The organism is Streptomyces sp. NPDC058697 (assembly GCF_042715345.1).
In the GTDB taxonomy this organism is placed as follows: Bacteria; Actinomycetota; Actinomycetes; order Streptomycetales; family Streptomycetaceae; genus Streptomyces; species Streptomyces liliifuscus.
Map to the genome: position 1 here is coordinate 110966 of NZ_JBHXSU010000002.1, position 21560 is coordinate 132525.

Consider the following 21560-nt stretch of genomic DNA (forward strand, 5'->3'; position numbering starts at 1 on the left):
CGCAGCACTGCGGCGGGCTGCGGGCCTGCCGTGCTCGCGGTGCGCGGTGGCGCGCCGTGAGGGTCATTCGTGTCGTCCGATACAGATGTCGCAGAGGCGTGCTGGGCACGTCGGCGAGGAGTCAGCGCGTGACCAGTGAGGCGACGGCGGATGCCGCGGACGGCGAGCGGGAGCCGGGGACGCCGCGGGTGGGGCTGGGCGTGATCGCCCGCGAGTGGGGCCGGATCGGCTGTATCGGCTTCGGCGGGCCTCCGGCCCACATCGCGCTGCTGCGGCAGCTGTGCGTCCAGCGCCGGGGGTGGATATCGGCCTCGGAGTTCGAGGACGGAATCGCGGCGACGAATCTCCTGCCAGGACCGGCCTCCACCCAGTTGGCGATCTTCACCGCGTGGCGGCTGCGCGGTACGCCCGGCGCGCTGGTCGGCGGGGTGTGTTTCATCGTGCCGGGGCTGGCCCTGATCCTGGCGCTGGCCGCACTTTTCCTGGCCGGGGATCCGCCGCTGTGGGTGCTCGGGGCCGCAGCCGGGGCAGGGGCCGCGGTGGCGGCGGTCGCGGCGCAGGCGGCGGGAGCCCTGGTGCCGGCCAGCTGGAAGCAGGCCGGCGATCGAGGCGCGGCGCGGGCACGGTGGGTCGGCTACGCGCTGGCGGGCGGTGCGGCGGCCGCGCTGGCGGGCCCGTGGATGGTGCTGGTGTTGGTGGCCGCGGGCCTGCTGGAGGTGGGCCTGCGCACCCGCCCCGCGGTGCCGCGTCCGAGGGGCGGGGCAGCGTGGCCGGTGCCGCTCGCCCTCGCGGCCCCGGCTGCAGGTGGTGGGCTGGCGGCGCTGGCATGGGTGGCATTCAAGGTCGGGGCACTGTCGTACGGCGGCGGCTTCGTGATCATCCCGCTGATGCAGGCGGACGCGGTGGACCGGTATCACTGGATGAGCGACGGGCAGTTCCTCAACGCGGTCGCCCTCGGCCAGATCACCCCTGGGCCGGTGGTGCAGACAGTGGCCGTGGTCGGATACGCCGCCGCCGGGCTTGCTGGCGGGCCGCTGGCCGCCGCGGTGGCCTTCGGGCCGTCGTTCCTGCTGGTGATCCTCGGCGGCTCCCGTTTCGATCGGCTGCGCAGCAGTGCGGCGGTGCAGGGGTTCTTCGCCGGTGCCGGGCCGGCGGTGATCGGCGCGATCGCCGGATCTGCGATCCCTCTCGCCCTCGTGCTGCAGCACGGCTGGCAGTTCGGCGTCCTGGCCGCAGCGGCCGTCTGGCTGCTGGGGCTGCAACGGGGGGTGGTGAGCGCCCTGTTGGGAGCAGGAGCGCTCGGGGCCATAGCCGCACTGGCCGGCTGGCCGGTCACCTGACCGGTCCCCGCCGCCAAAATGCCGGTAGCCGCTGCCCGGCTGTCAGCGGTTGCGTGGGGCGACCAGGCCGGATTCGTAGGCGAGGACCACGAGTTGGGCCCGGTCGCGGGTGTGGAGTTTGGTCATGGCGCGGTTGATGTGGGTCTTCGCGGTCATGGGGCTGATCACCATGTGGTCGGCGATCTGGTCGTTGGACAGGCCCTGCGCGGCCAGGGCGACCGCTTCGCGTTCGCGGCTGGTGAGCTTCTCCAGTGCGGCACTGGTGGCGGGGGGCGGCTGGGTGACGTACCGGTGGATCAGCTTGCGGGTGATGGACGGGGCGAGCAGAGCGTCGCCACGGGCGGCTACCCGTACGGCGTGCAGGAGGTCCTCCGGCACGATGTCCTTGACCAGGAACCCGGCGGCTCCGGCGCGCAGCGCTTCGAAGATGTACTCGTCCATGCCGTAGTTGGTCAGCATGACGACGTGCACGTCGGCCAGGGCCGGGTCCGCGGCGATGCGCCGGGTCGCCTCGATGCCGTCCATGACCGGCATCTGGATGTCGATGAGCGCGACGTCGGGCAGATGCTCCTTGACGAGCACCAGCCCCTCTTCGCCGTCGGCGGCTTCGGCCACTACCTCGATGTCGTCCTCGAGGTCGAGCAGCGCGCGGAAGCCGCTGCGGATGAGCGGCTGGTCGTCGACCAGCAGGACACGGATCATGATGCTCGTTCCACGGGGAGTTCGGCCTGGACGGTGAATCCGTGCTCGGTGCGCGGCTGCGCACGCAGTCTGCCGCCAAGGGCGGTGACGCGTTCGCGCATGCCGAGCAGCCCGAGGCCTGGGGCCGGGGCGTCATCGGGGGCGGCCCTGCCGTCGTCGTCCACCTGGACGGCAAGGGAGTCGGGCCGGTATTCGATCCGGACCGTCGCGGTGGTGGCGCGGGCGTGTCGGGCGGTGTTGGTCAGCGCCTCCTGGACGATGCGGTAGGCGGTCCTGCCCACGGTGGCCGGCACGTCGTGTCGTTGCCCTTCGATCGTCAGCGTTGCGTCCAGACCCATCGAACGGGCGCGCTCCACCAGTTCCGGTACATGTTCAAGGCTCTGCGGCGGGGTCGTGTCGTCGTCGCGCAGGGCCTCCAGAGTCGCGCGCAACTCCCGGGTTGCCTCGCGTCCGGCCGTCTGGATCGCCAACAGCGTCTCGGGCACCTGCTCGCCGCGCCTGCGGGCCACGTGGACGGCGACCTCAGACTGCACCTTGATGATCGAAATCTGGTGCGTAAGGGAATCGTGCAGCTCCCGCGCGATGTGGAGGCGCTCCTCATCCGCACGGCGCCGAGCGGTCTCCTCCCGGGTGCGCTCGGCTTCGTCCGCCCGCCGCTCGGCCTGCCGCAGTGCCTCCCCGGCGGCAAAAGCGGCAATCAGCCAGGCGATTTCCAGTACGTTCCTGGCCTGCGCGAACGCCTCGCGCGCCGGCCCGTCGCGGAAGACCAGCGCAGTGAGAGGCAGGACGACGAGCAAAGACACGGATACCGCCACCGCCAGGGCACGGTGCCCGGCCCGCACGGCGCTGTACACCGCGACCAGGTACGAGACAGCGAGCACCTCGAAACCCGCCGCCTCGTACCCCACCGCGCACAGGCCGGTGACAGCCAGCACCGCAATCGGTGCCCTACGACGCGCGACCAGCGCCAGACCGCCCGCCGCCAGCAGCACCGCTCCGAACAGCCCGCGCCCCCCGGCCGGGTGCTGCCCGGACAACCCGGTTCCCAGCAGCAGTGCCGCCACGCCGACGGCAACCGCCCAGTCCATGGCACCGGCCGGGACACGAAAACGCCCTGTGTCCATGCGCGCAGACTAGCCGGACGCCGCCGCGGGCGAGTCCCGCCCGCGGACGAGCGGCCGACTACCACACCCGCGGTACGTGCCCGCCGACTGCCGCACGCGCAGCAGCCAACTGCCATGCCGACGGCAGTCCGAAAAGACTGCACCCACCGGACGACCAGCAGCACGGTCGCCAGGCACGCTCAAGGCACAACGGAAACCGCGGAATCCGCACGAAGGAGGAGAACGACATGAGCGCAACAGACGTCCTGACGGTGGCCGCCGAGGGCGGAGCCATCGGCGACGGCCGTACCGGGGCCAACCTCGCCCTCGGGGTGGGGCTGATCGGCGTGGCCATCGGCTGGCTGGCCCTGGCCCGCGCCGCCGGCCGTATCAGCACCGGCAACGCACGCACCGCCGCCATGTCGGCCATAGCGGTAGGCCTGGTCGGCACGGCCCTCGCGGTGCTGCATCTGGCCACCTCCAGCGGTGGCCCCGGCACTGGCAACGGAATGGTGGGAGCCATCGCGGCCATCCCCTTGGGGCTGGCCGCTGCGACCCTCGGCCGGCGCGCTCTCGCCCGCTCCCGGCGCACCGAACAGTCCGCCGACCGCCTCGGACACGAGCGGGAGTTCGGGCCCACCTAACCCGACGGGCAGACGTGTTCATCGCAGGGTGAGCGAGGTCTCGGCCTCGATGCGGGTCAGCTTGCCGCGGGGGACGCCATCGGCCGCTGAGCCGGGGGCGCCCCCTTGGTCGTGCCTGACGGGATACGGCCGTGCCGCCAGCGCTTGCCGGTGCGGTAGTTGATCCCGACGATCCGGCACACCTCGTAGCTGGTCAGGCCCTGGTCCATGAGCCGGGAGTATTCCTCCCGCTCACGGACCGGCTTCCTGCGACCTTGAGCCACTCGCACCATGCGGATCTCGAACTCCGTCGCACCCCTTGAACTGGGGTGTTGCGACGACTCCTAGAACCCAAGACAAGCCCGAGAAGAAGGCCAGGACCATACGTCGGGCCTTCGGCGGCGGCCGGTAGCGGGCTCGCGGGTAGCCGAATGGTAGTGAGTCTTGCGGCGAGGTGTCGGCGGGATCGACTGCCACGATCGACGGAGCCCACCTCGGCAACCGTGGAGACGAGCCGGGCCTTGGGCTTCCCTGTGGACATACCGGAGATGAAAGGCTGTACTGCACACAAGAGTTCGCTCGACTCGAGCAGTTCGTCACCCACTGACTGTCCGGGACGTACCGGAATTCCAGCGCGAGAGGACGGCATGCCGCAGCAGGACGCCGGACCCAGCGGGGCCGTGCCCCGCAACCGCCCGGGAGACACTTCCCTCACCATGGGCACTGTCGCCCTCGTGGGTTCCTTCATCCCCGTCGTCGGTGACTTCGTCGCCGCGCCTCTCGGGCTCCTCGCTCTCCTCCTGGGAGTGCTGGGGGTCTGGAACAACGAGCGGGGCCTCGCCACAAACTTCGGCCCGTCCCTCATCGGCGCCACCCTCGGCGCCCTGGCGCTCTTCATCGTCCTGCTCATGTTCTCCGTCACCCGCTGAACGGTGCCCTGGGTACGCGAGCAGAAGGCTGTGCGGCAGCAAGTCCCGCTGACGGCCGGTCCGCGACGGGTACGGGTTCGCGTCGACGATCTCCCGCATCGCGTACTTGCCCTGATGGCCACTGCCCGAAGAACGCGCGGGACTTCCAAAGCGGTATCACGGGCTCGATCAACGCCCACCGCTCGCCGGACAAGTCGCCGCGATGCGGCTCAGCACCCTCACAGAGGCGTCGCCGCGTGCAGGATGAGCACCATCGTCACCGCGGAGTTCGCGGACGACAGTGCGGACACCGCGGTCCCCGCCGCCGCACCCCAGGCGGCCAGACCCACCGAGGTGAACACCGACGGCCAACTGCGGAGCGCGGGCGCAGGCCCGAGCAGGGCGGTCACCCGACGCGGCACCGGACCTGGCGCGGTGAAGCCCGCGAGCGAGGCCACCGGTGTGCCGCGGGAGACCAGCGCCGCCTTGCCGATCGCGCGAGCCACGGCCCTGCGGCTGCCGACCGCCTGGGCCGCTTCCTCGTCCGCCCACCGCTCCGCCGTATAGGACACGGCCGTACGCAGCGGGCGCAGGAACGGGTTGGCGCGCGCGGCCAGTTGGACGGCGAGCAGGAACCGGTGGTGCCGGGCGGCGAGGTGGGCGCGCTCGTGGGCGAACAGGGCGCGTCGTTCGGCCGGTTCGAGGCAGGACAGCAGGGCGGTGGTCACGACCACCCGGTCCCGTCGCCCGCCGGGCAGGGCGTACGCATACGGCACCTCGTCCGGCAGTACGGCCACCTCCGTGCCCGGCAGCCCGGCCAGAGCGCGGTGGGCGCGGCGCCGCACCCGCCCGTGCCGCCACAGCGTGCGGCCGCATGCCAGCAGCACCGCGAGCAGCGCCGGGATGGCCGTCTGACCGGCAATCTCGTCGTACGGCACGGCCTCGCGCACCTCGGGGTCCGACCAGGCGTCGGGCAGCGGGTTACCGGGCAGCTGCGCCGTGCCGACCACCATCAGCAGCCCCAGACACACGGTGCTGCACACGGCCATCACAACGGCCAGCCCGGTCAGCAGCCGAGTGGCGGTCCGTGGATGCAGCCGCTGCTCGGCCAGGCGCGCGATCGGCCACGCCGTCAACGGCAGGACCAGCGGCAGAAAGACGAACACCCCCATGAGGCTTCAGTCTTCCCCTTCACCGTTGGCTCGACCCAGCAGTTCACGCAACAGCCGCTCGTCGTCCGGTTCCAGAGAGGTGACGAAGCTGGCCAGCACCGCCCCGCGGTCGCTTTCGGCATCGAGCACCTTGCGCATCTTGTGCGCGGCCAGGCCCGCCTGGTCCGAGGCGGAGGTCCACGCGAAGGACCGGCCCGTCCGCTCGCGGGTCACCGCTCCCTTGGCCAGCAACCGGGTCAGGATCGTGATCACCGTCGTATAGGCCAGGTCTCCGCCGAGGCGCTCCTGCACCCACCCCGCACTCACCGGGCCGTCCGCCTCACTCAGGGCCGACAGGACAAGTGACTCCAGTTCACCCTGCCCCCGCCGGGGACGCTGCCGCTGATCCGTCACGCCCTGTCTCCCTTCCGCCGACCCCGAATTCACGGGCGATCCATCGTATCGACGCCACGCAGCCGGGACCGGTGCTCCGATGCCCTGCACCACAGCATCTACGTGATTGTAGAAGCCAGGCCGCCCGGGGGTTGTTCCTGCCGGCACGACAGCTACGGCACCACAACAGCTGCGGCACAAGAAGGCAGGCGGACATGGTCGTCATCGCATGGCTGGTTCTGGGGTTTCTCGCCGGGGCCATCGCCAAGACCGTCCAGCCCCGGCCGTAAGCCAGGTCGGCTCATCGGTACGACGTGCGCCAGCGTCGCAGGGGCTTCCCTGGGCGGGCGGCTGCGGCAAGGTTCCTCGACCAGCCGATGCGTCGGTAGTTCTTCGACGCCGCCGCCTGGGGCCCGGCCATTCGCGACACGACCGATCCCCGATGGCCGCGCAAACCCCTCCTCGCTTTCTACAGTGTTGTAGTTTTCATTCCGGGGCCCGTCGGACCCTGACCTGACGCACCGAGAAGGAGTACCTCGTGGGAGTTTCCCTGTCCAAGGGCGGCAATGTCTCGCTCAGCAAGGAGGCACCGGGCCTGACGGCCGTCCTGGTCGGCCTCGGCTGGGACGTACGCACCACCACCGGCACCGACTACGACCTCGACGCCTCCGCGCTGCTGCTCGATGCCTCCGGCAAAGTGCTGTCCGACCAGCACTTCATCTTCTACAACAACCTCAAGAGCCCGGACGGTTCGGTCGAGCACACCGGCGACAACCTCACCGGCGAGGGCGAGGGCGACGACGAGGTGGTCAAGGTGAACCTCGCGGGCGTGCCCGCCGAGATCGACCGGATCGTCTTCCCCGTCTCCATCCACGACGCCGAGAACCGCGGCCACAGTTTCGGCCAGGTCCGGGGCGCCTTCATCCGCGTCGTCAACCAGGCCGGCGGCGCCGAGATCGCCCGCTACGACCTGTCCGAGGACGCCGCCACCGAGACCGCCATGGTCTTCGGCGAGCTCTACCGCAACGGCGCGGAGTGGAAGTTCCGCGCCGTGGGCCAGGGCTATGCCTCGGGGCTGTCCGGGATCGCCTCCGACTTCGGCGTCGGCGTCTGACACAGGCAGCCCGCCCCCGTGCCTGATCCCCGGGGGCGGGCCCGCGCACCATCATCCGGCGCCCTCGTCAGGAGACCTTGTGGCCAACCCCTCCGGCCTCCGCCCCGAGGACCGGGTGGACCTCCAAGCCGTGCTGCACCTCGCGCCGAACACCCCGGACATCCTGGGCGCCCTGCGCGCCGACCCGACCGGCCGGGCGGCCACACGCCTGCGCATCCGGGCCCTCGCCGAGGCCGACGAGATCACGGCGGCGGCCCACGGCGAGTGCCGCATGTATCGCACCTGTTGCGCTCGGAACACGTCCGCCGCGGAGACCGCACCGCGCCGGCCCGCCGACGCCCGCCCGGTGGCCGCCCTTGCGGTCCTCACGCCGCCGGTGGCGGCCTCGTCCGCCGCTGCCCTGCTCCTCGTCGGCCACCTGCTCCAGCTGACCGACGTCCGGGGCGCACTGCCCGGCTCGCTCATATCCGTCGGCTGGATCCTCGCTCTCGTCGCGGCCGTGAGCGCTCTCATTGCCCATGCCTCGCCGCCGGGGACAGCGATACGCGGGCGTGGCGACTCCGTGACCCCCGCCCGGCTGGAGCAGACACGGCTTGACCGGCAGCAAGCCCTGCTGGAGCGCGGCATGCTGTCCCACCTACGCCGGTCGATCGCCGAAGATCCGCTCCTCTGCCCGAAGCCGCCCCCTGCCACACCCACCACCGACCCCCAGAGCGGCCCCCCGCTCACCGGCTAGCAGCCGCGACGCTCCGGACGGCCGAGCAGATGGTCCCGAACACTTCGCTCAACAGCACCAAACCCGAAGGAGAAGCACCCCATGTCGGTCAACATGACCAAGGGTCAGCAGATCAGCCTGAGCAAGGCCGACGGCAGCGCCCTGAGCTCCGTCCGCATGGGCCTGGGCTGGCAGGCCGCACCCCGCAAAGGCTTCCTCGCCAAGCTCACCGGAGGCGGAGAAATCGACCTCGACGCCTCGGCAGTACTCTTCGCCGCCGGGCAGCCGGTCGACGTCGTCTTCTTCCAGCACCTGGTCAGCGACGACGGCTCCGTCAGGCACACCGGCGACAACCTCACCGGCGGAGCAGGCGCCGGAGGAGACGACGAAGCCGTCCTCGTCGACCTGGCCCGTGTCCCGGCCCAGGTCGACCAGATCGTGTTCACGGTCAACTCCTTCACCGGCCAGACCTTCGCCGAAGTACAGAACGCCTTCTGCCGTCTCGTCGACGAGACCACGGGAGCCGAACTGGCCCGCTACACCCTCACCGGCGGCGGCAAACACACCGCGCAGATCATGGCGAAGGTACAACGCACCAGTGGCGGCTGGCAGATGAAGGCCATCGGCGAACCCGCCACCGGCCGCACCTTCCAGGACCTGCTGCCCTCCATCACACAGCACCTGTAGACGAGAGCGCCCCGCCCGCCTCCTCCCCCGACGCCCCCGGCCGTACCCCACATCAGACAGGAACCGCATGTTCGGACTCAGCGAGCTTGCGATCATCCTCATCGTCGTCATAGCCGTCCTCGCCGCCAAGAAACTCCCCGAACTCGCCCGCTCGGCGGGCAAGTCGGCACGCATCCTCAAAGCGGAGGCCAGGGCGATGAAGGAGAAGGAGGAGCAGGGTACGGCTGAGGAGCAGGCGCGCCCTCGAGTGATCCAGGGCGAGAGCGGCACACCCGGCCCACCGCCCGCCGATGCGCCCCGGTCCACCACACGACCGGGCAACGGAGAGCCTCCTCGAACCCAGGGCTGACACCCGCCCCGTTCACACGCCCACGGCACGCAGCAGTATCGGCAAGGAGTGGTGCAACTCCCGCTCCCCGTAGGCAGGATGGTGGGTGCCGGAGTGGAAGTGACCGGTCACCGGGGCGCCGAGCCGCCGCAGCCGGGCGTCCAGGGATCGGGTCAGGTCGTGAATGACGGCTTCCGCCGGGTCGTAGGCGCTGCCCGGCGGATCGAGCGGTCCCGGAGTGCCGTCCCCGGTCGAAAGGTAGACCGGGGTATGGCACAGGCGCTGGGCCAGATGGTGCGGGTCGTGCGCCTGCCAGATGGCACGCTGGGCACCCGGGTCCCCCCACAGGGCATCCAGGTCACCGCCGTACGCCTCCTCCATCTGCGGCCAGACCTCGCGCATCCGAGCGTGGAGAAGATGGACCGGCCCGCTGTAACTCGCGGCGGCACGGAACAGGTCCGGGCGGCGGGCCGCATAGGAGACCGCACCGAAGCCTCCCATCGACAGTCCGGCCACCGCACGCCGCGTCCCGGCACCGTAGTGACGTTCCAGCAGTGGGCGCACCTCGTCCAGGTGGAAGGTCTCCCAGGCGGGCGGGCCGCCGGTGCCGTGGTTCCACCAGTTGCTGTAAAAGCCGACCTGGCCTCCCTCGGGCATCACCACCAGGACATCCCGGAGCTGAGGCAGCTCCTCGACGTCGGACTCACGGGTCCAGGTCTTGTACGTCTCCGGCTCGAAGCCGCCGTGCAGGAGATACAGGACGGGCCACGTCTCGCCGGGCCGCCGCCGTTCCCAGCCGTCCGGGGTCAGTAGCCGGACCCTGGCCGTACCGCCCAACGCGGGCGAGGAGACGGTGAGATCGACCAGACGCTCACCGGCGCTCTCCTCGGCGATGATCTCGGCAGCGTGCCGCCCGGCGGCCCTCGCGTCGGCTTCCGTTGCGGATACTCCTGACAACATCAGGAGGTCCGCGACAACCAGGATGAGGAGCAGCCGTAAACGCGCAAGGCTCCAGGGCATGACGAGGGTCCTTCCATACGGGTCATACGGGGGCTGTTGTCATAGGTCACGTGTACGCAGGGCCCCTGCCGCGAGCAGGAGCAGCGCCGCCGTGTAGCCGGCGATCAGGAGCAGGGACGACCAGCGGCCGAGGCTGGCGAGGCCGTGGTCGCGGGCAAGGTCGCTGATCGCCTCGGCATCGGGGCTGTCCACCCGCCAGCCGCCCCGGTCGTCGAGGCGTACGGTGGCGCCCTTGGTATCCATCAGGTCGCACAGCTTCCGCGAGCCCGGCCAGGTACTGGTGGGCTGTGCGGCCGCTATGCACGTCCTTGGCGTCCAGCGGCGAGCCAACTGCGCGCAGAGGTCCAGGCCGCTCGCCGTACTGCCTGCCGCCGCGTGTGACCGTGCCCGCGGTGTGCGCGTCCAGGCCGAGGACGAACCGCACGGTGGTCGACCCGCCCGGCCAGTTGTACCCAAGGGAACTGGTCACCCGCCCCGGCCGGACGGTGCAGGTCAGCCGGTCGACGGCGGTCTTGTCGCCGTATCGCGGGACGAGTTCGCATGCTTCACTCATGCCGACGACGCTACGAAGCGCAGACGAATCGGACATCCGCCAGCGGGAGTCGGCGGCTACTCCCCCGGGAGTAGCCCTCCATCACCAGGTCGGACGCAGCGACGGCATATCGACGGAAGGACTGGGATCGCCCAGTTCCTCCCGTTTCCGGCGGACGCTTGCCTCTTCATCCGTCGCCGACCGCGCGGACTGATTGCCGCTTCGATCCAATGAGTCCATCTGTATACAAAAATACCCAAAGGGTCGCGTTGAGCCACGAATCCGGCTTCCCTGATGAATGCGCGTTCGAAGGCTGCTCTATCGCATCGAAGTCCTTACCGAGGACGAAGAAGCCCTCCGCAACGGTGAGCACATCAGCGGTCCGGCCGCCGACGCCTACCGCCAGCGCGCGACCGCGGCCGGCCGCCAGTTCACGGACCATGCCCTGACCAGCGACCGCCAAGCCCGCGACTACCTGAGCGATCCCCGTCTGCAGATCTTTCACGGCGATCGCATGATCTGCGTCCTCAACCCCGCCCCAGCGGTTGAACTTCCTGCGACACGGCCAGCGCAGTTGCGAGTTCAGCGAGCGACACAACGCCGTCCTCCACGCCAACGGCGACCTTGGCCCTGAGATCAACCTTGCTTTCCTGCCCTTCCACCTTCCGAGTCGGCCGGGACGGACACAGAGCAACAGCTAGCCGACCGGTCAACGGTCACATTAAATCCACGTGCACAGTTTCGGCGCTGCCCCACCGACCTGCTGATCCACCGAATCTGGGTGTCTGCTTGCCGGCGTCGGCCGCGCGCTCAGGCGCTCCAGCCGCCGCCGACCGCCCGGCTCGACAGGTACGAGTCGCGCAGCGCCTTGCGCAGGCCGGGGACGGTCTTGTCGAACCGAGCGGCGAGCGCCTTGAACGCCTGCTTGTGGGTGCGGAGCTCTCCGCGGCTCCACACGCAGGTCACCTCGAGTTCGGCTGTGAACACGGCCATGGCCAGCTCCTCCAACGGGACCAACGCCGGGTCGACTCCGTTGAGCACGGTGGCGCGTACCCGCTCCTGGAGGGCGCGCACCTCCTCCGGGTGGGCGACGGTGACACGGTCGGCGGGGATGAGTCCCATCACCTTGCCGCGGGAGACGGTGACCTCTCCCGCGGCGGAGAGCTGGTCGCGGACCGGCGTCTCTGCGGTGTGGGCCTTGTTGTGCACGAACTGGAGCCAGCCCTTCGGCTTGCTGTCGGGCAGGTCGCCCCACACCGCGGCGCTGAAGGAGTTGTCCGGCGCCTTCCCGGGCTTTCGGACCACCTTGCCTCCCGTGGCGCCGAGCAGTCCGTCGCGAGCCAGCTCGGTCAGGGCACCGGCCCGCAGCAGCTGGCCGCGGCCCTGCAGGTTGTCGAGCTGGAACTTGCCCTTATCCACGGTGTAGCAGAGCAGGTAGAGCCGCTGCGGCAGCGTCTGGATCATGTTGTCTCCCCTGAAGCGGGTGCGGAAGGATGCGGGTCGGCGGGCTGGTGGCACACGGCGTGAAGCCGAGTGCCCTCATCCCTTGTGGGCCTCGAAACCGAGGTGTTCGGCCAGGAAGCGTTCCGCCGCGGCGTAGAGGGCGAGCACGTTCTCCGGGTTCTCGATGGCGTGGCCCTCGTCCTCCATGACGATGTACTCGACGGGGACGTCTCGTGCACGGAGGGCTTCGACGAGCTGGTCGGACTCGGCGAGGACGACGCGGGCGTCGTTGGCGCCGTGCACCACCATTAGCGGTGTGCGGATCCGGTCGACGCGGCTGATCGGGGAGCGGGCCAGCATGTCGGCCTCCTGCTCCGGGTCGGCCGGGTCACCGACGTACGTGAACCAGTTGTAGGCGAGCATCGGTTTGACGAAGTCGGGCTGGCTGCGCATGAAGTTGGCCAGGTCCGAGACCCCGACGACATCGACGGCGGCGGCGAAGACGTCCGGGGTGAAGGTGACACCGACCAGTGACGCGTAACCGCCGTAGGAGCCGCCCATGATCGCCACGCGGTCGGGGTCGGCGTAGCCCTGGTCGACCGCCCACCGCACACCGTCGATGAGGTCGTCGTGCATCCTGCCGGCGAACTCCCCGATGCCGGCCCTGGTGAAGGCCTTGCCGTAGCCGGTGGAGCCCCGGAAGTTGATCTGCAGCACCGCACAGCCGCGGTTGGCGAAGAGCTGCGCGGCGGGGTGGTACCCCCAGCTGTCCCGGCTCCAGGGACCGCCGTGGACGAACAGCACCAGCGGCAGCCGGGACGGCTGGACACCGACCGGCAGCGTCAGGTACGACGGCAGCGTCAGACCGTCACGGGAGGTGATCGACACCGGTCGCATCGGTGCCAGCGACTCGGGGTCGAGGTGCGGCTTCGCCCGGTGGAGCAGGCGGCTCTCGCCCGTGGTGTGGTCGTAGAGGTAGGTGGCCCCGGGGTCACGGTCGTGGGTGAAGCCGGCCACCCACCGCTGTCCGCTCTCGTCGGAGGACAGCCCGGCGAGATCACCGTCGGACAGCTTCTCCAGGTTCTCCAGCACCGCGGCGAAGTGCGGGTCCACCGCGTGGATCACCTGCCGCTCTCCGAGATAACGGACTCCGAGCAGCTCGCCCGTGCGCCGGCTGCGGATCAGGGGGGAGGGCAGGGCGGGAAAGACCCGTGCACGGGTGTCCAGGTCGTAGTGCGGGTGTGAGTCGACCTCGTGCTCCTCGCCGGTGGCCAGGTCGAGCCTGGCCAGGCGGAGACGGTCGCTCCCGCGGTTCGAGCCCAGCCAGACCCCGGTGCCGTCCGGCGTGACCTCCATGGGATAGATCCCCAGCGGAGCGTCGCCGCCTTCGAACCGCGCCACGGGGTCCAGGGCACCCGTCGCCCCGTCCCACCGGGACAGCTCCACATCGCCCTCGGCCGTCGTCGACACCGCGAACGGCTCGCGCTCGCTGTACAGCCACCCCTCGACATTGCCCCCGGGGCTCTGGGCGAGTGTCGTGAGGTCTCCGGTGGCGATGTCCAGTTCGACCAGGTCGAACCGGGCCCGGTCGCGCAGGTTCAGCTGGGTGACCACCTTGCCGGGCCGTCCGGCTGGCAGGTCAAGGCCCATGGTCCGCGCCCCGGGGTAGGGCGTGAGGTCCACCGCGGCGGCGTCCGGGTCCTCCAGGTCGACGCGGTAGATGTGCAGGTTCTCGTCGCCCCCCTGGTCCCGGGTGTAGAGCAGCCAGCGCGGGTCACGGGTCCAGTGGTAGCTCACCACTCCGCGGTCCTCGGTGGTCACGCACCGCGCGTCCCCCGGTGCGTCGACGCTCTCGATCCAGACGTTCATGCGGTTCTTCCACAGCGCCAGGTACGCCATTTCCCTGCCGTCCGGCGAGAGGGTCGCCTTAGCGCGAGTCGGTGGCCCGAAGAACTCCTCGACGGAGATGGTCTCCCGCAGTGCCATGTCGATCCTTCCTGTGGTCAGCGTCCGGTGTCATGAGGAGGCAAGACCAACAGCCTGCCTGTCACTTAATGACAGTTTCACTAAATGACAAACGCTGCAAGCGGGCACTCGTGGAGCTCTCGACCGCCAGGCCGGTGCTGTGGTTGAGATCCGCGATCGGGAGCAGAAGCAGCGCGAGTGCCCCGCACAGGGGTGGCGGGTCGAGTGAGTGTCACTTTGTGACCCGCATCACACCACGAGGGGTGGTCATCTCTGTCACTTAATGCCAGGCTGGCGTTAAGTGACACATTGACATTGCATCTCGCCCCCCCCAGACGAACTCGGGAGAACTGACCACCATGAAGACCAAGAGCTTCCTGGAGACAGAGTCCGACACGCAGGCGGAGCGGACGGCGCCCCGGCAGCGGCCTTCGGCCCTCGACCACGCGGGAGGCGTCAAGGGAGTCGTCTACTCGGCGCTGCCCGTGCTGGCATTCGTCGTCGCCCACAACTTCAGCGGGCTCAAGGCGTCGATCGTCGCCGCCGTCGCCGTCGCGGTCGCCATCGGTGTGGAGCGGCTGGTGCGCAGGGAGTCGGTACAGCCCGCGGTCGGCGGCGTGTTCGGCGTCGCGATCGCCGCCGGCGTCGTCTGGTTCACCGGCTCCGCCAAGGACTACTTCCTCATCGGTATCTGGGCGAGCCTGGCCGGCGCCGTCCTCTTCGTCCTCTCCGTCCTGGTGCGGTGGCCGCTGGCAGGCGTGATCTGGAACGCGGCCACCGGCAAGGGCACCGTCTGGCGCGCGGACAGGCGCTCGCGGCTCTACTACGACGTCGCCACCCTGGTGCTGGCCGCCGTCTTCGGGGCCCGGTTCGCCGTCCAGCAGTACTTCTACGCGACCGACCAGGTCGGCTCGCTGGGCTTCGCCAAGATCGCCATGGGCTTCCCGCTGCTCGCCCTGGCCCTCCTGGTGGTCGCCTGGGCCTCCCGGCGCTCGAACAAACGGCTCGCGGCCATCGGCCTGCTGCCCGCCAAGCGCGTCTGACCTCCCCGGTGAACACCGGCCGGCCGAGCAGGGCAGGAACGTATTCCGCGGGCATTCCCCGGGTACGTACGTGCCACCCGGCGGCGGACGGTTCTCCTCCAAGCGGAAGGAAGCAACAGTGACCCCGAGCCGAGGAGGAGTCGTTCGACCGCTGGGCGCGTTCGAGCGGACCATCGACTTCTACATGCGCAGCAACCCCCTCCAGTTCTCCCTGGTCGCCGAAATCGACCGGCACGTACCGGCGACCGAGCTGGCCGGGGCGCTGGCAACGCTGTGCCGCCGGCACCCACTGCTCGCAGTGACGGTGGACCGCACCGCACCCGAGGCCGTGTACCGGGAGACCGACCGTCCGATCCCGGTTTCGACGCTGCCCGAGGGCACGCCCTGGCAAGCCGTCGTGGCCGCCGAGCAGACCCGGCCGATCGCCTCGACCCCTGGCCCACTGGTGCGCGCCGCCCTTCTGCCGCGGGGCCGGCGGTGCGACATCATGCTCACGTTCGCCCACCAGATCACCGACGGGGTGGGCGGGCTGCGAGCACTGCTGGACCTGGTGGCGGCCCTGGACGGCGCGGAGCAGACACCCGGCGGTGTCCCCGAGGCGCAGGAAGACCTCCTCGCCCGCGTCGTCACGCCGCCGGACACCATGGCCGCCGCCCCGCCACTGGACGATCCACGCATGAGTGCCAGCGGCGAACTCGTGCCGTTCTCCGGGCACCTGCCTTACCTGCAGGCCCTGGCGCTGGACCAGGAGCTGACCACCCGGCTCGTCGACCGCTGCCGCCTGGAGAGCACGTCGGTGCATGCCGCGCTCTGCGCCGCCGCCGCGGTGGTGTTCCACCGGCGAGGCCGGGAGTTCGTACGGGTCCTGACCCCGGTGGACCTGCGCCGCGCTGGCGGCCTGGTCGACGAGGTGGTGAACCGCTTCGTCGGGGCCCGGACCGCGAGTGAGGCGCACGAGGCCGACGACTTCTGGAAGCTCGCCCGGAACACCCGCGAGTCACTCACACACCAACGCGCTCCGCACGCCATCAAGGCCGCCGGTGCGCAGCTCACGGAGCACGCCCCCGCGAGCGCGGAGGAGGCCGAAGCGATGATGGCCGCCGCCACCGCGGCCGACATCCAGATCACCAACCTCGGCGTGGCAACGCCGCGTCGACAGAGCGCGAGCACGCTCACCGCCCTGTGGGGCCCGACGCAGATCACCCAGCTGCGCAGTGAGCGCGTACTCGGTGTCGTCACCACCGGCGGACAGCTGCGCATGACGGAACTCACCCACGACCCCGTCGCCGGGCTGGCCTGGGACATCGCCGCCGTACTGGCCGGAGCCTGTGCCGAGTCGGCCGGCGCCGCCGACCGAGCCTGAACACACGGGCAGCGCCGTCGGCCGCTCGGCAGCACTCGCCGCGCCGGAAGCGCTGATCACCACGCAGACCACCAGTCCCCGGGAAGCGGCGACCGACATGCAGACGACAGACCATGGGAAGCGGAAGCCGGCGCTCGGGCAGGCGGGCGGCACCAAGGGGCTTGTCCTCTCGGCGCTGCCCCCCGTGGTGTTCGTCGTCGCCAACAACGCCGGCGGACACAAGGTGGGCGTCCTCGCCGCCCTGCTCGTAGCCCTGGGCATCGCGGTACGGCGGCTGACGCACAGGGAGCCGATCCAGCCAGCGCTCGGCGGCGTGTTCGGCGTGGCGATGGCAGCCGGCATCTCCTGGTACGCGGGATCCGCCAAGGGCTTCATCTTCTTCGGCATCTGGCCGGGGCCGTCGCCTTCATCCTCTCCGTGCTGCTGCGGTGGCCCCTGGCTCGCCAGGTCGGCTCGCTGGGCTTTGCCAAGATCGGCATGGGCCACCCGCTCCTCGCCGTCAGCTTCCTGGCTGTCGCCCGGGCCGCCCCGGCTTCCGGCAAACAACTCAAGGACGTAGGCCTGCTGTCCGCCCGGCGCGTCTGGCCGATGCCCTCTCCGCTCCTCATCCGTGCCGGACAGGCCCTCCATGGCCCGTCCCGCATACGCGTCCGCACCGCGAAGCGGCCACGGCCGTACCCGACGTGACGCCCGTTGCACCGCCCGCGACGGTCCGATCTGCCGCCTGGCGCCTGGCGTTTGTTTCCGCGGATGTATGACGAGGTGAACCATGCAGGTGAGCAATCGCGTCGGGCCTGGGATGAGCGGGCAACGACGCCGCCGGATCCGGTTGGAGATCTCCCGGGAGGCCTCGCGTCTCTTCTGGGAGCAGGGCGTCGCCGCGACCAGCGGTGACCAGATCGCCGAAGCGGTGGGCCTGTCGACGCGCACCGTCTGGCGCCACTTCCGCAGCAAGGAGAGCTGCGCCGAACCGATCGTGTCGCGCGGCGTCGAATGGGAGATGGCCGTCCTGCGGCGTTGGAAACCCGAACTCTCCCTCGAGGACCATCTCGCCGACGAGATGAGCAGATACGGCCGCGAGGCCGACGAGGCGGAGCGTGCCGACGACGCGCTCGCGGTGAAGATGATCGCGCTCGCCGGCAGGGAGCCCGCGCTCCGCACGGCCTGGCTGATGGCCTGCGACCAGGTGGAACGCGAACTGGCCGGGATCATCGCCGGCCGGTTGAGTCTGCCTGCCAACGACATCAGGGTGCGCGTGCACGCGGCGGCGGCCTCGGGCGCCCTGCGGGTCGTCAATGAGGAGATCGGCGAGGCCCTGCTCGGCGGTGCCGACGCGCGCCGATTCACCTACGCGCACCAGCTCCTGGCCCAGGTGGTCCGCAACGCCACGGGAGGCGCCGTGGGGGACGCGGCCACGACCTGAGATCCGTACGCGGCGGCACCACCGGGGCTCCGAGCAGGGGACTTGCCGATTCTGTCACTTAGTGACACTGTCATTAAGTGACAGGGTGAGTGTCGCTCCCGCTCACGATTCCTCGGCGCATCGCCGACCGGTGGCGCTGGGTGCCCATGAGCACGCCACCCGCTGTCCTTGATTGGGAGACTCAGTGACTGCCGAAACTTCCCCTGTGACGAAGCCCGAAGTGGCGGAGATGCCGCCCCGGCAGGTGCTCCAGACGGTTTCCGGGCTGGTGGCCAGCTTGTTCGTCGCCGTCCTCGCCGGAACCGTGGTGGCCAACGCGCTCCCCCGGATCACCGCCGAACTGGGGGCGAGCCAGGCCTCGTACACCTGGGTGATCATCGCGGAGCTGCTGGCCATGACGGCCACCGTCCCGTTGTGGGGCAAGCTGTCCGACCTCTACAGCAAGAAGTCGCTGCTCCAGATGTCGCTGGGCCTGTTCGTGGTCGGCTCGCTCGTGGCCGGGTTCTCCCAGGGTGTCGGCATGCTGATCTTCAGCCGAGTGGTGCAGGGCGTGGGGGCCGGTGGACTCACGGCACTCACGCAGGTCGTGATGGCGGCCGTCATCCCCCCGCGGAAGCTGGGCCGGTACTCCGGCGTCTTCGGTGCCGTCTTCTCGGGCGCCACCGTGGCCGGCCCGCTGATCGGCGGCCTCCTGGTGGACACCTCCTGGCTCGGCTGGCGGTGGTGCTTCTTCATCGGCGTGCCCTTCGCGCTCCTTGCCATCGCGCTGCTGCAGCGCACGCTGCACCTTCCGTACGTCCGCCGCGACGTGAAGATCGACTGGCTCGGTGCCTTCCTGATCGTCGCCGGTGTCAGCTCGCTGCTCATCTGGGTCTCGATGGCGGGCAGCACGTTCGGCTGGCTCTCCTGGCAGACGGCCGCTCTGGTCGGTGGCGGAACGCTGCTGCTGGCGACGGCCGTCCGGGTCGAGTCCCGGGCCGCCGAGCCGATCATCCCGCTGAGCATCTTCCGCAACCGCACCGTGGCGCTGACCACTCTGGCCTCCCTGCTGGTCGGAGTCGGCCTCTTCGGCGGCACCGTCTTCCTCTCGCAGTTCTTCCAGGTGGCCATGGGCAAGTCCCCCACGACCGCGGGCCTGATGAGCCTGCCGCTGATCCTGGGATCGCTCGCCGCCTCCACGATCGCCGGGCACCGGATCAGCGCGACCGGCAGGTGGAAGCGGTACCTCGTGGCGGGCGCCGTCCTCATGACGGCCGGCCTCGCCCTGCTGTCCACCATCGGATCCCAGACGCCCTTCGTCCTGCTGAGCGTCTACATGGCCGTCATGGGGACCGGCGTCGGCATGCTGATGCAGAACCTGGTCCTCGCCGCGCAGAACGACGTGCCCGCCGACACCCTGGGCAGCGCGACCTCCGTACTGTCCTTCTCGCGCAGCATGGGCGGGACCGTGGGCACCAGCGTCCTCGGGGCGGTCCTCGCCCACCGCGTCGCCACCGAACTGGCCTCCGGCCGCACGGCGGGAGGCGACACTCTGGGAAGCGGAGCCGGGCACGGTGTCCCCGACGCGACGACCCTGCCCGCGGCCCTGCGCGCGCTCGTGGAGAACGCCTACGGCATCGCCACCGCCGAACTCTTCCTCTGGGCCACCCCATTCGCCCTGCTGGCGCTGATCGCCGTCCTGTTCATCGAGGAGAAGCCGCTCAGGACGACCACCAGCACGGAGCGGCTCGCCGAGGAGAGCGCCATCGCCGCCCGGGGCCGCGCACTCCCTACCCCCGCCGGCACACCCCGTACCGACCTCGCCGAGGCGTCGACCGGGGGCAGCGGAGGAAGCCCCCGACAGGAGCCGGTCCCATCCGGTCCGGGAGCCGCCGCCGCGCGACGACAGCCGTGACGACGAGGCCGGAACAGAGGGTCCCCGGGACGGTGGACCATCCTGGGTACCCCTCGTGACCGGCTCCGCTCCGCGGGCGAGTGCGCCCCGCGTGGGCCAGGTCGGCGCGGCTGGCGATGGGCCGGCCGTACGGGCGATCGGCGGATCTCCGCCGGGCCTCGGGTTCGCAGCTTCGCGGCCCCCGCGGTGCAGACCTCGCCGCCTGCCATGGCAACCGGAGCCGTCGAGCACGACCCGTCGGGGCGACCGGCTTCGTCGGAAGCTCGCCGGCTGGTCTTTGGCGTCACTAAATGTCATCCTGGCGCTCGGAGTCGGGAGCAGGGAGCAGCGGGATGGCCGGTACGGCATCGACCAGGAGCAGGGGCGGCATGAGTGATCAGCGGCGCCACCGCCTGCGTCTGGATATCTCACGGGAGGCATCCCGGCTCTTCTGGGCGCAGGGTGTCGACGCGACCAGCGGCGACCAGATCGCCGAGGCCGTGGGTCTGTCGACGCGCACCATCTGGCGCCACTTCCGCAGCAAGGAGAGCTGCGCCGAGCCCATCGTGATGCAGGGCGTGGAGTGGGAGATGTCCACGCTGCGCAGCTGGCCTCCGCAGCTCTCGCTGGAGGTCCACTTCGCCGCGGAGAGCAACAGGTTCGGCCGTGAGGCCAGTGACGTCGAGCGGATGGACACCGCGCTCGCGGTGAAGATGATCCGGCTGGCCGACACGGAGCCGGCCATCCGTACGGCCTGGCTGATGGCCTGCGACCAGGTGGAGCGTGAGATGGCCGAGATCATCGCGCAACGACTCCGGCTCCCGGCCGAGGACCTTGACGTACGCCTGCACGCCGCCGCGGCCTCGGCCGCCCTGCGAGTCCTCAACGAGGACATCGGCGCCGCCCTCCTGGAGGGCGCGGATCCCCGGGACTACGCCGACGCGCCCGCCCGGATCGCACGAGCGGTACGCAGGGCCACCGGCGGAGCCGTGGGAGACCCCGTCACCACCTGAGCAACCAGCCCGCCGGGGACGGGACGACAGGTCCGGGACACCGGCCCTGACGGCAGGAGCCCTGACGACGGCGCCGCGCCCTGTCCGGTGGGTGACTCCGGTGACTCCGCGACGCGAGCCGGTCTCGCCGGACCTCTTGAAGTACGGCGAGAGCCTTGGTGAGGTCGAACTTCATGTACTCGAAGAACTCGGGATTCGAGTTCTGGGTGTCGATCTCCTGCTCAAGGGTGCCGTATGCCTGCCCGGTCGACTCACGAGACCGCGTAGCGCCGGGCCTCACTCCCCGAGTCCCTGGGCTGGGCCCCCGCAGACCAGGAGCGCATCGCCCGGCTGCAGGCGAGGGGGCCGAACTTGTGGCGGTGATCGTGTGTCAGACGTTCTGGTCCGAGATTGAGCTGTCCGAGCGCATGGCGGCCCGCAGCAGTCAGCTCAAGCACCACCGCGAACGGGTGCCGCAGGAGGCCGCGTCCTAGGCTCTCCGCCCCTCCTCCGCCAGGGCTTGCACCGATAGACCCCGGCATGCCAGCGCCGCCGATTCAAGAGAACACGCAGGTTAATTGGGGTTGCATGGCTGACTCCCGCTGGCAATATCGTCGCTGCGCTTCCCCAAGCCCCGCCCCACGGCGGGGCTGTGCTGTCTTCCCATCTCGATGCCGAAACCCGCGTCATAGCCTCACCATTCGGCGCTCTCTTTCCTGTGCCATTCCTTCCGAGGAGGACGTACGCATGTCCGTGACCCCAATCCATTCCAACGACACCCAGTCCTCGGATAACGACCAACAGCAGCTCCCGCCCGCACCATTCTTCGAACCACGCGCTTC

Annotated in this window: 23 protein-coding genes; 13 read left to right on the top strand and 10 right to left on the bottom strand. The window is 70.3% G+C overall.

Features of this window, described 5'->3' with window-relative positions:
- Positions 1-128 precede the first annotated feature (128 nt).
- Positions 129-1340 carry a chromate efflux transporter gene (gene chrA / locus ACFWXQ_RS05025; RefSeq protein WP_386267573.1) on the top strand — a complete coding sequence of 404 codons (1212 nt, stop codon included), beginning with the start codon at positions 129-131 and terminating at the stop codon, positions 1338-1340.
- Positions 1341-1382: 42 nt separating this feature from the next.
- Here chrA and ACFWXQ_RS05030 read toward each other — a convergent pair whose 3' ends face one another.
- Positions 1383-2042 (bottom strand): response regulator, encoded by a 660-nt coding sequence (locus ACFWXQ_RS05030; RefSeq protein ID WP_383949123.1) that lies wholly within the window; start codon positions 2040-2042, stop codon positions 1383-1385.
- Positions 2039-3166, bottom strand: a complete 1128-nt coding sequence (locus ACFWXQ_RS05035; protein ID WP_383949119.1) for a sensor histidine kinase — start codon at positions 3164-3166, stop codon at positions 2039-2041. The genes ACFWXQ_RS05030 and ACFWXQ_RS05035 overlap by 4 nt, the downstream gene beginning before the upstream one ends.
- A 227-nt stretch (positions 3167-3393) precedes the next feature.
- On the opposite strand from ACFWXQ_RS05035, the gene ACFWXQ_RS05040 reads away from it, so the two are divergent.
- Positions 3394-3789, top strand: coding sequence for a DUF6223 family protein (locus ACFWXQ_RS05040; RefSeq protein WP_383949116.1), 396 nt, complete (start codon positions 3394-3396; stop codon positions 3787-3789).
- Between the two features lie 56 nt (positions 3790-3845).
- Here the strand turns inward: ACFWXQ_RS05040 and ACFWXQ_RS05045 are convergent, their stop codons facing one another.
- Positions 3846-3998: a hypothetical protein gene (locus tag ACFWXQ_RS05045; RefSeq protein ID WP_383949113.1), complete on the bottom strand. Its 153-nt coding sequence runs from the start codon at positions 3996-3998 to the stop codon at positions 3846-3848.
- A gap of 486 nt (positions 3999-4484) precedes the next feature.
- On the opposite strand from ACFWXQ_RS05045, the gene ACFWXQ_RS05050 reads away from it, so the two are divergent.
- A complete protein-coding gene (locus ACFWXQ_RS05050) occupies positions 4485-4697 on the top strand; it encodes a hypothetical protein (RefSeq protein WP_383949110.1) in 213 nt (70 codons plus the stop codon).
- A gap of 218 nt (positions 4698-4915) precedes the next feature.
- On the opposite strand, the gene ACFWXQ_RS05055 is transcribed toward ACFWXQ_RS05050, so the two are convergent.
- Together ACFWXQ_RS05055 and ACFWXQ_RS05060 are read right to left on the bottom strand one after the other, a co-directional pair.
- Positions 4916-5848 carry a M56 family metallopeptidase gene (locus ACFWXQ_RS05055; RefSeq protein WP_383949107.1) on the bottom strand — a complete coding sequence of 311 codons (933 nt, stop codon included), beginning with the start codon at positions 5846-5848 and terminating at the stop codon, positions 4916-4918.
- 6 nt (positions 5849-5854) lie between these two features.
- Positions 5855-6241, bottom strand: a complete 387-nt coding sequence (locus ACFWXQ_RS05060) for a BlaI/MecI/CopY family transcriptional regulator (protein WP_383949104.1) — start codon at positions 6239-6241, stop codon at positions 5855-5857.
- 517 nt (positions 6242-6758) lie between these two features.
- On the opposite strand from ACFWXQ_RS05060, the gene ACFWXQ_RS05065 reads away from it, so the two are divergent.
- The 4 genes from ACFWXQ_RS05065 (at position 6759) to ACFWXQ_RS05080 (ending at position 9085) form a co-directional block, all read left to right on the top strand.
- Positions 6759-7334: a TerD family protein gene (locus ACFWXQ_RS05065; RefSeq protein ID WP_383949102.1), complete on the top strand. Its 576-nt coding sequence runs from the start codon at positions 6759-6761 to the stop codon at positions 7332-7334.
- A 79-nt stretch (positions 7335-7413) separates the two neighbouring features.
- Positions 7414-8070 carry a hypothetical protein gene (locus ACFWXQ_RS05070; protein WP_383949099.1) on the top strand — a complete coding sequence of 219 codons (657 nt, stop codon included), beginning with the start codon at positions 7414-7416 and terminating at the stop codon, positions 8068-8070.
- Positions 8071-8151: 81 nt separating this feature from the next.
- Complete coding sequence (locus ACFWXQ_RS05075; RefSeq protein WP_383949096.1) at positions 8152-8736, top strand: TerD family protein; 585 nt, start codon at positions 8152-8154, stop codon at positions 8734-8736.
- A gap of 67 nt (positions 8737-8803) precedes the next feature.
- Complete coding sequence (locus ACFWXQ_RS05080) at positions 8804-9085, top strand: twin-arginine translocase TatA/TatE family subunit (protein WP_383949093.1); 282 nt, start codon at positions 8804-8806, stop codon at positions 9083-9085.
- Between the two features lie 12 nt (positions 9086-9097).
- Here the strand turns inward: ACFWXQ_RS05080 and ACFWXQ_RS05085 are convergent, their stop codons facing one another.
- The 5 genes from ACFWXQ_RS05085 to ACFWXQ_RS05105 form a co-directional block, all read right to left on the bottom strand.
- Positions 9098-10084, bottom strand: a complete 987-nt coding sequence (locus tag ACFWXQ_RS05085) for an alpha/beta hydrolase (RefSeq protein ID WP_383949090.1) — start codon at positions 10082-10084, stop codon at positions 9098-9100.
- A gap of 39 nt (positions 10085-10123) precedes the next feature.
- On the bottom strand, positions 10124-10327 hold the full coding sequence (locus tag ACFWXQ_RS05090; RefSeq protein WP_383949087.1) for a hypothetical protein: 204 nt from the start codon (positions 10325-10327) through the stop codon (positions 10124-10126).
- Positions 10328-10803: 476 nt separating this feature from the next.
- Entirely contained in the window at positions 10804-11121 is a 318-nt protein-coding gene (locus ACFWXQ_RS05095) for a hypothetical protein (RefSeq protein WP_383949084.1), read from the bottom strand.
- Positions 11122-11426: 305 nt separating this feature from the next.
- Positions 11427-12080 (bottom strand): GPP34 family phosphoprotein, encoded by a 654-nt coding sequence (locus ACFWXQ_RS05100; protein WP_383949082.1) that lies wholly within the window; start codon positions 12078-12080, stop codon positions 11427-11429.
- Positions 12081-12155: 75 nt separating this feature from the next.
- The gene (locus ACFWXQ_RS05105) at positions 12156-14045 is read right to left on the bottom strand and encodes a S9 family peptidase (protein ID WP_383949080.1); all 1890 of its coding nucleotides are present in this window, start codon (positions 14043-14045) and stop codon (positions 12156-12158) included.
- Between the two features lie 338 nt (positions 14046-14383).
- Between ACFWXQ_RS05105 and ACFWXQ_RS05110 the strand changes: the two genes are divergently transcribed.
- The 6 genes from ACFWXQ_RS05110 (at position 14384) to ACFWXQ_RS05135 (ending at position 20739) form a co-directional block, all read left to right on the top strand.
- Positions 14384-15067 carry a DUF3159 domain-containing protein gene (locus ACFWXQ_RS05110; protein ID WP_383949077.1) on the top strand — a complete coding sequence of 228 codons (684 nt, stop codon included), beginning with the start codon at positions 14384-14386 and terminating at the stop codon, positions 15065-15067.
- A gap of 118 nt (positions 15068-15185) precedes the next feature.
- Entirely contained in the window at positions 15186-16430 is a 1245-nt protein-coding gene (locus ACFWXQ_RS05115) for a peptide synthetase (protein WP_383949074.1), read from the top strand.
- A 97-nt stretch (positions 16431-16527) separates the two neighbouring features.
- A complete protein-coding gene (locus ACFWXQ_RS05120) occupies positions 16528-16989 on the top strand; it encodes a DUF3159 domain-containing protein (protein ID WP_383949071.1) in 462 nt (153 codons plus the stop codon).
- Between the two features lie 210 nt (positions 16990-17199).
- Positions 17200-17853 (top strand): TetR/AcrR family transcriptional regulator, encoded by a 654-nt coding sequence (locus ACFWXQ_RS05125; protein WP_383949068.1) that lies wholly within the window; start codon positions 17200-17202, stop codon positions 17851-17853.
- Positions 17854-18082: 229 nt separating this feature from the next.
- Complete coding sequence (locus tag ACFWXQ_RS05130) at positions 18083-19747, top strand: MDR family MFS transporter (protein WP_383949139.1); 1665 nt, start codon at positions 18083-18085, stop codon at positions 19745-19747.
- A 368-nt stretch (positions 19748-20115) separates the two neighbouring features.
- A complete protein-coding gene (locus ACFWXQ_RS05135; protein WP_383949065.1) occupies positions 20116-20739 on the top strand; it encodes a TetR/AcrR family transcriptional regulator in 624 nt (207 codons plus the stop codon).
- Positions 20740-21560 lie beyond the last annotated feature (821 nt).

Excerpts from the sequence above, each read along its gene's own strand:
- ACFWXQ_RS05105 (WP_383949080.1), bottom strand. The coding sequence starts at position 14,045 with ATGGCACTGCGGGAGACCATCTCCGTCGAGGAGTTCTTCGGGCCACCG.
- ACFWXQ_RS05055 (WP_383949107.1), bottom strand. The coding sequence starts at position 5,848 with ATGGGGGTGTTCGTCTTTCTGCCGCTGGTCCTGCCGTTGACGGCGTGG.
- ACFWXQ_RS05075 (WP_383949096.1), top strand. The coding sequence starts at position 8,152 with ATGTCGGTCAACATGACCAAGGGTCAGCAGATCAGCCTGAGCAAGGCC.
- ACFWXQ_RS05045 (WP_383949113.1), bottom strand. The coding sequence starts at position 3,998 with ATGGACCAGGGCCTGACCAGCTACGAGGTGTGCCGGATCGTCGGGATC.
- ACFWXQ_RS05050 (WP_383949110.1), top strand. The coding sequence starts at position 4,485 with ATGGGCACTGTCGCCCTCGTGGGTTCCTTCATCCCCGTCGTCGGTGAC.
- ACFWXQ_RS05125 (WP_383949068.1), top strand. The coding sequence starts at position 17,200 with ATGCAGGTGAGCAATCGCGTCGGGCCTGGGATGAGCGGGCAACGACGC.
- ACFWXQ_RS05135 (WP_383949065.1), top strand. The coding sequence starts at position 20,116 with ATGAGTGATCAGCGGCGCCACCGCCTGCGTCTGGATATCTCACGGGAG.
- ACFWXQ_RS05040 (WP_383949116.1), top strand. The coding sequence starts at position 3,394 with ATGAGCGCAACAGACGTCCTGACGGTGGCCGCCGAGGGCGGAGCCATC.
- ACFWXQ_RS05090 (WP_383949087.1), bottom strand. The coding sequence starts at position 10,327 with ATGGATACCAAGGGCGCCACCGTACGCCTCGACGACCGGGGCGGCTGG.
- ACFWXQ_RS05130 (WP_383949139.1), top strand. The coding sequence starts at position 18,083 with ATGCCGCCCCGGCAGGTGCTCCAGACGGTTTCCGGGCTGGTGGCCAGC.
- ACFWXQ_RS05030 (WP_383949123.1), bottom strand. The coding sequence starts at position 2,042 with ATGATCCGTGTCCTGCTGGTCGACGACCAGCCGCTCATCCGCAGCGGC.
- ACFWXQ_RS05110 (WP_383949077.1), top strand. The coding sequence starts at position 14,384 with ATGAAGACCAAGAGCTTCCTGGAGACAGAGTCCGACACGCAGGCGGAG.
- ACFWXQ_RS05100 (WP_383949082.1), bottom strand. The coding sequence starts at position 12,080 with ATGATCCAGACGCTGCCGCAGCGGCTCTACCTGCTCTGCTACACCGTG.
- ACFWXQ_RS05035 (WP_383949119.1), bottom strand. The coding sequence starts at position 3,166 with ATGGACACAGGGCGTTTTCGTGTCCCGGCCGGTGCCATGGACTGGGCG.
- ACFWXQ_RS05120 (WP_383949071.1), top strand. The coding sequence starts at position 16,528 with ATGCAGACGACAGACCATGGGAAGCGGAAGCCGGCGCTCGGGCAGGCG.
- ACFWXQ_RS05085 (WP_383949090.1), bottom strand. The coding sequence starts at position 10,084 with ATGCCCTGGAGCCTTGCGCGTTTACGGCTGCTCCTCATCCTGGTTGTC.
- ACFWXQ_RS05080 (WP_383949093.1), top strand. The coding sequence starts at position 8,804 with ATGTTCGGACTCAGCGAGCTTGCGATCATCCTCATCGTCGTCATAGCC.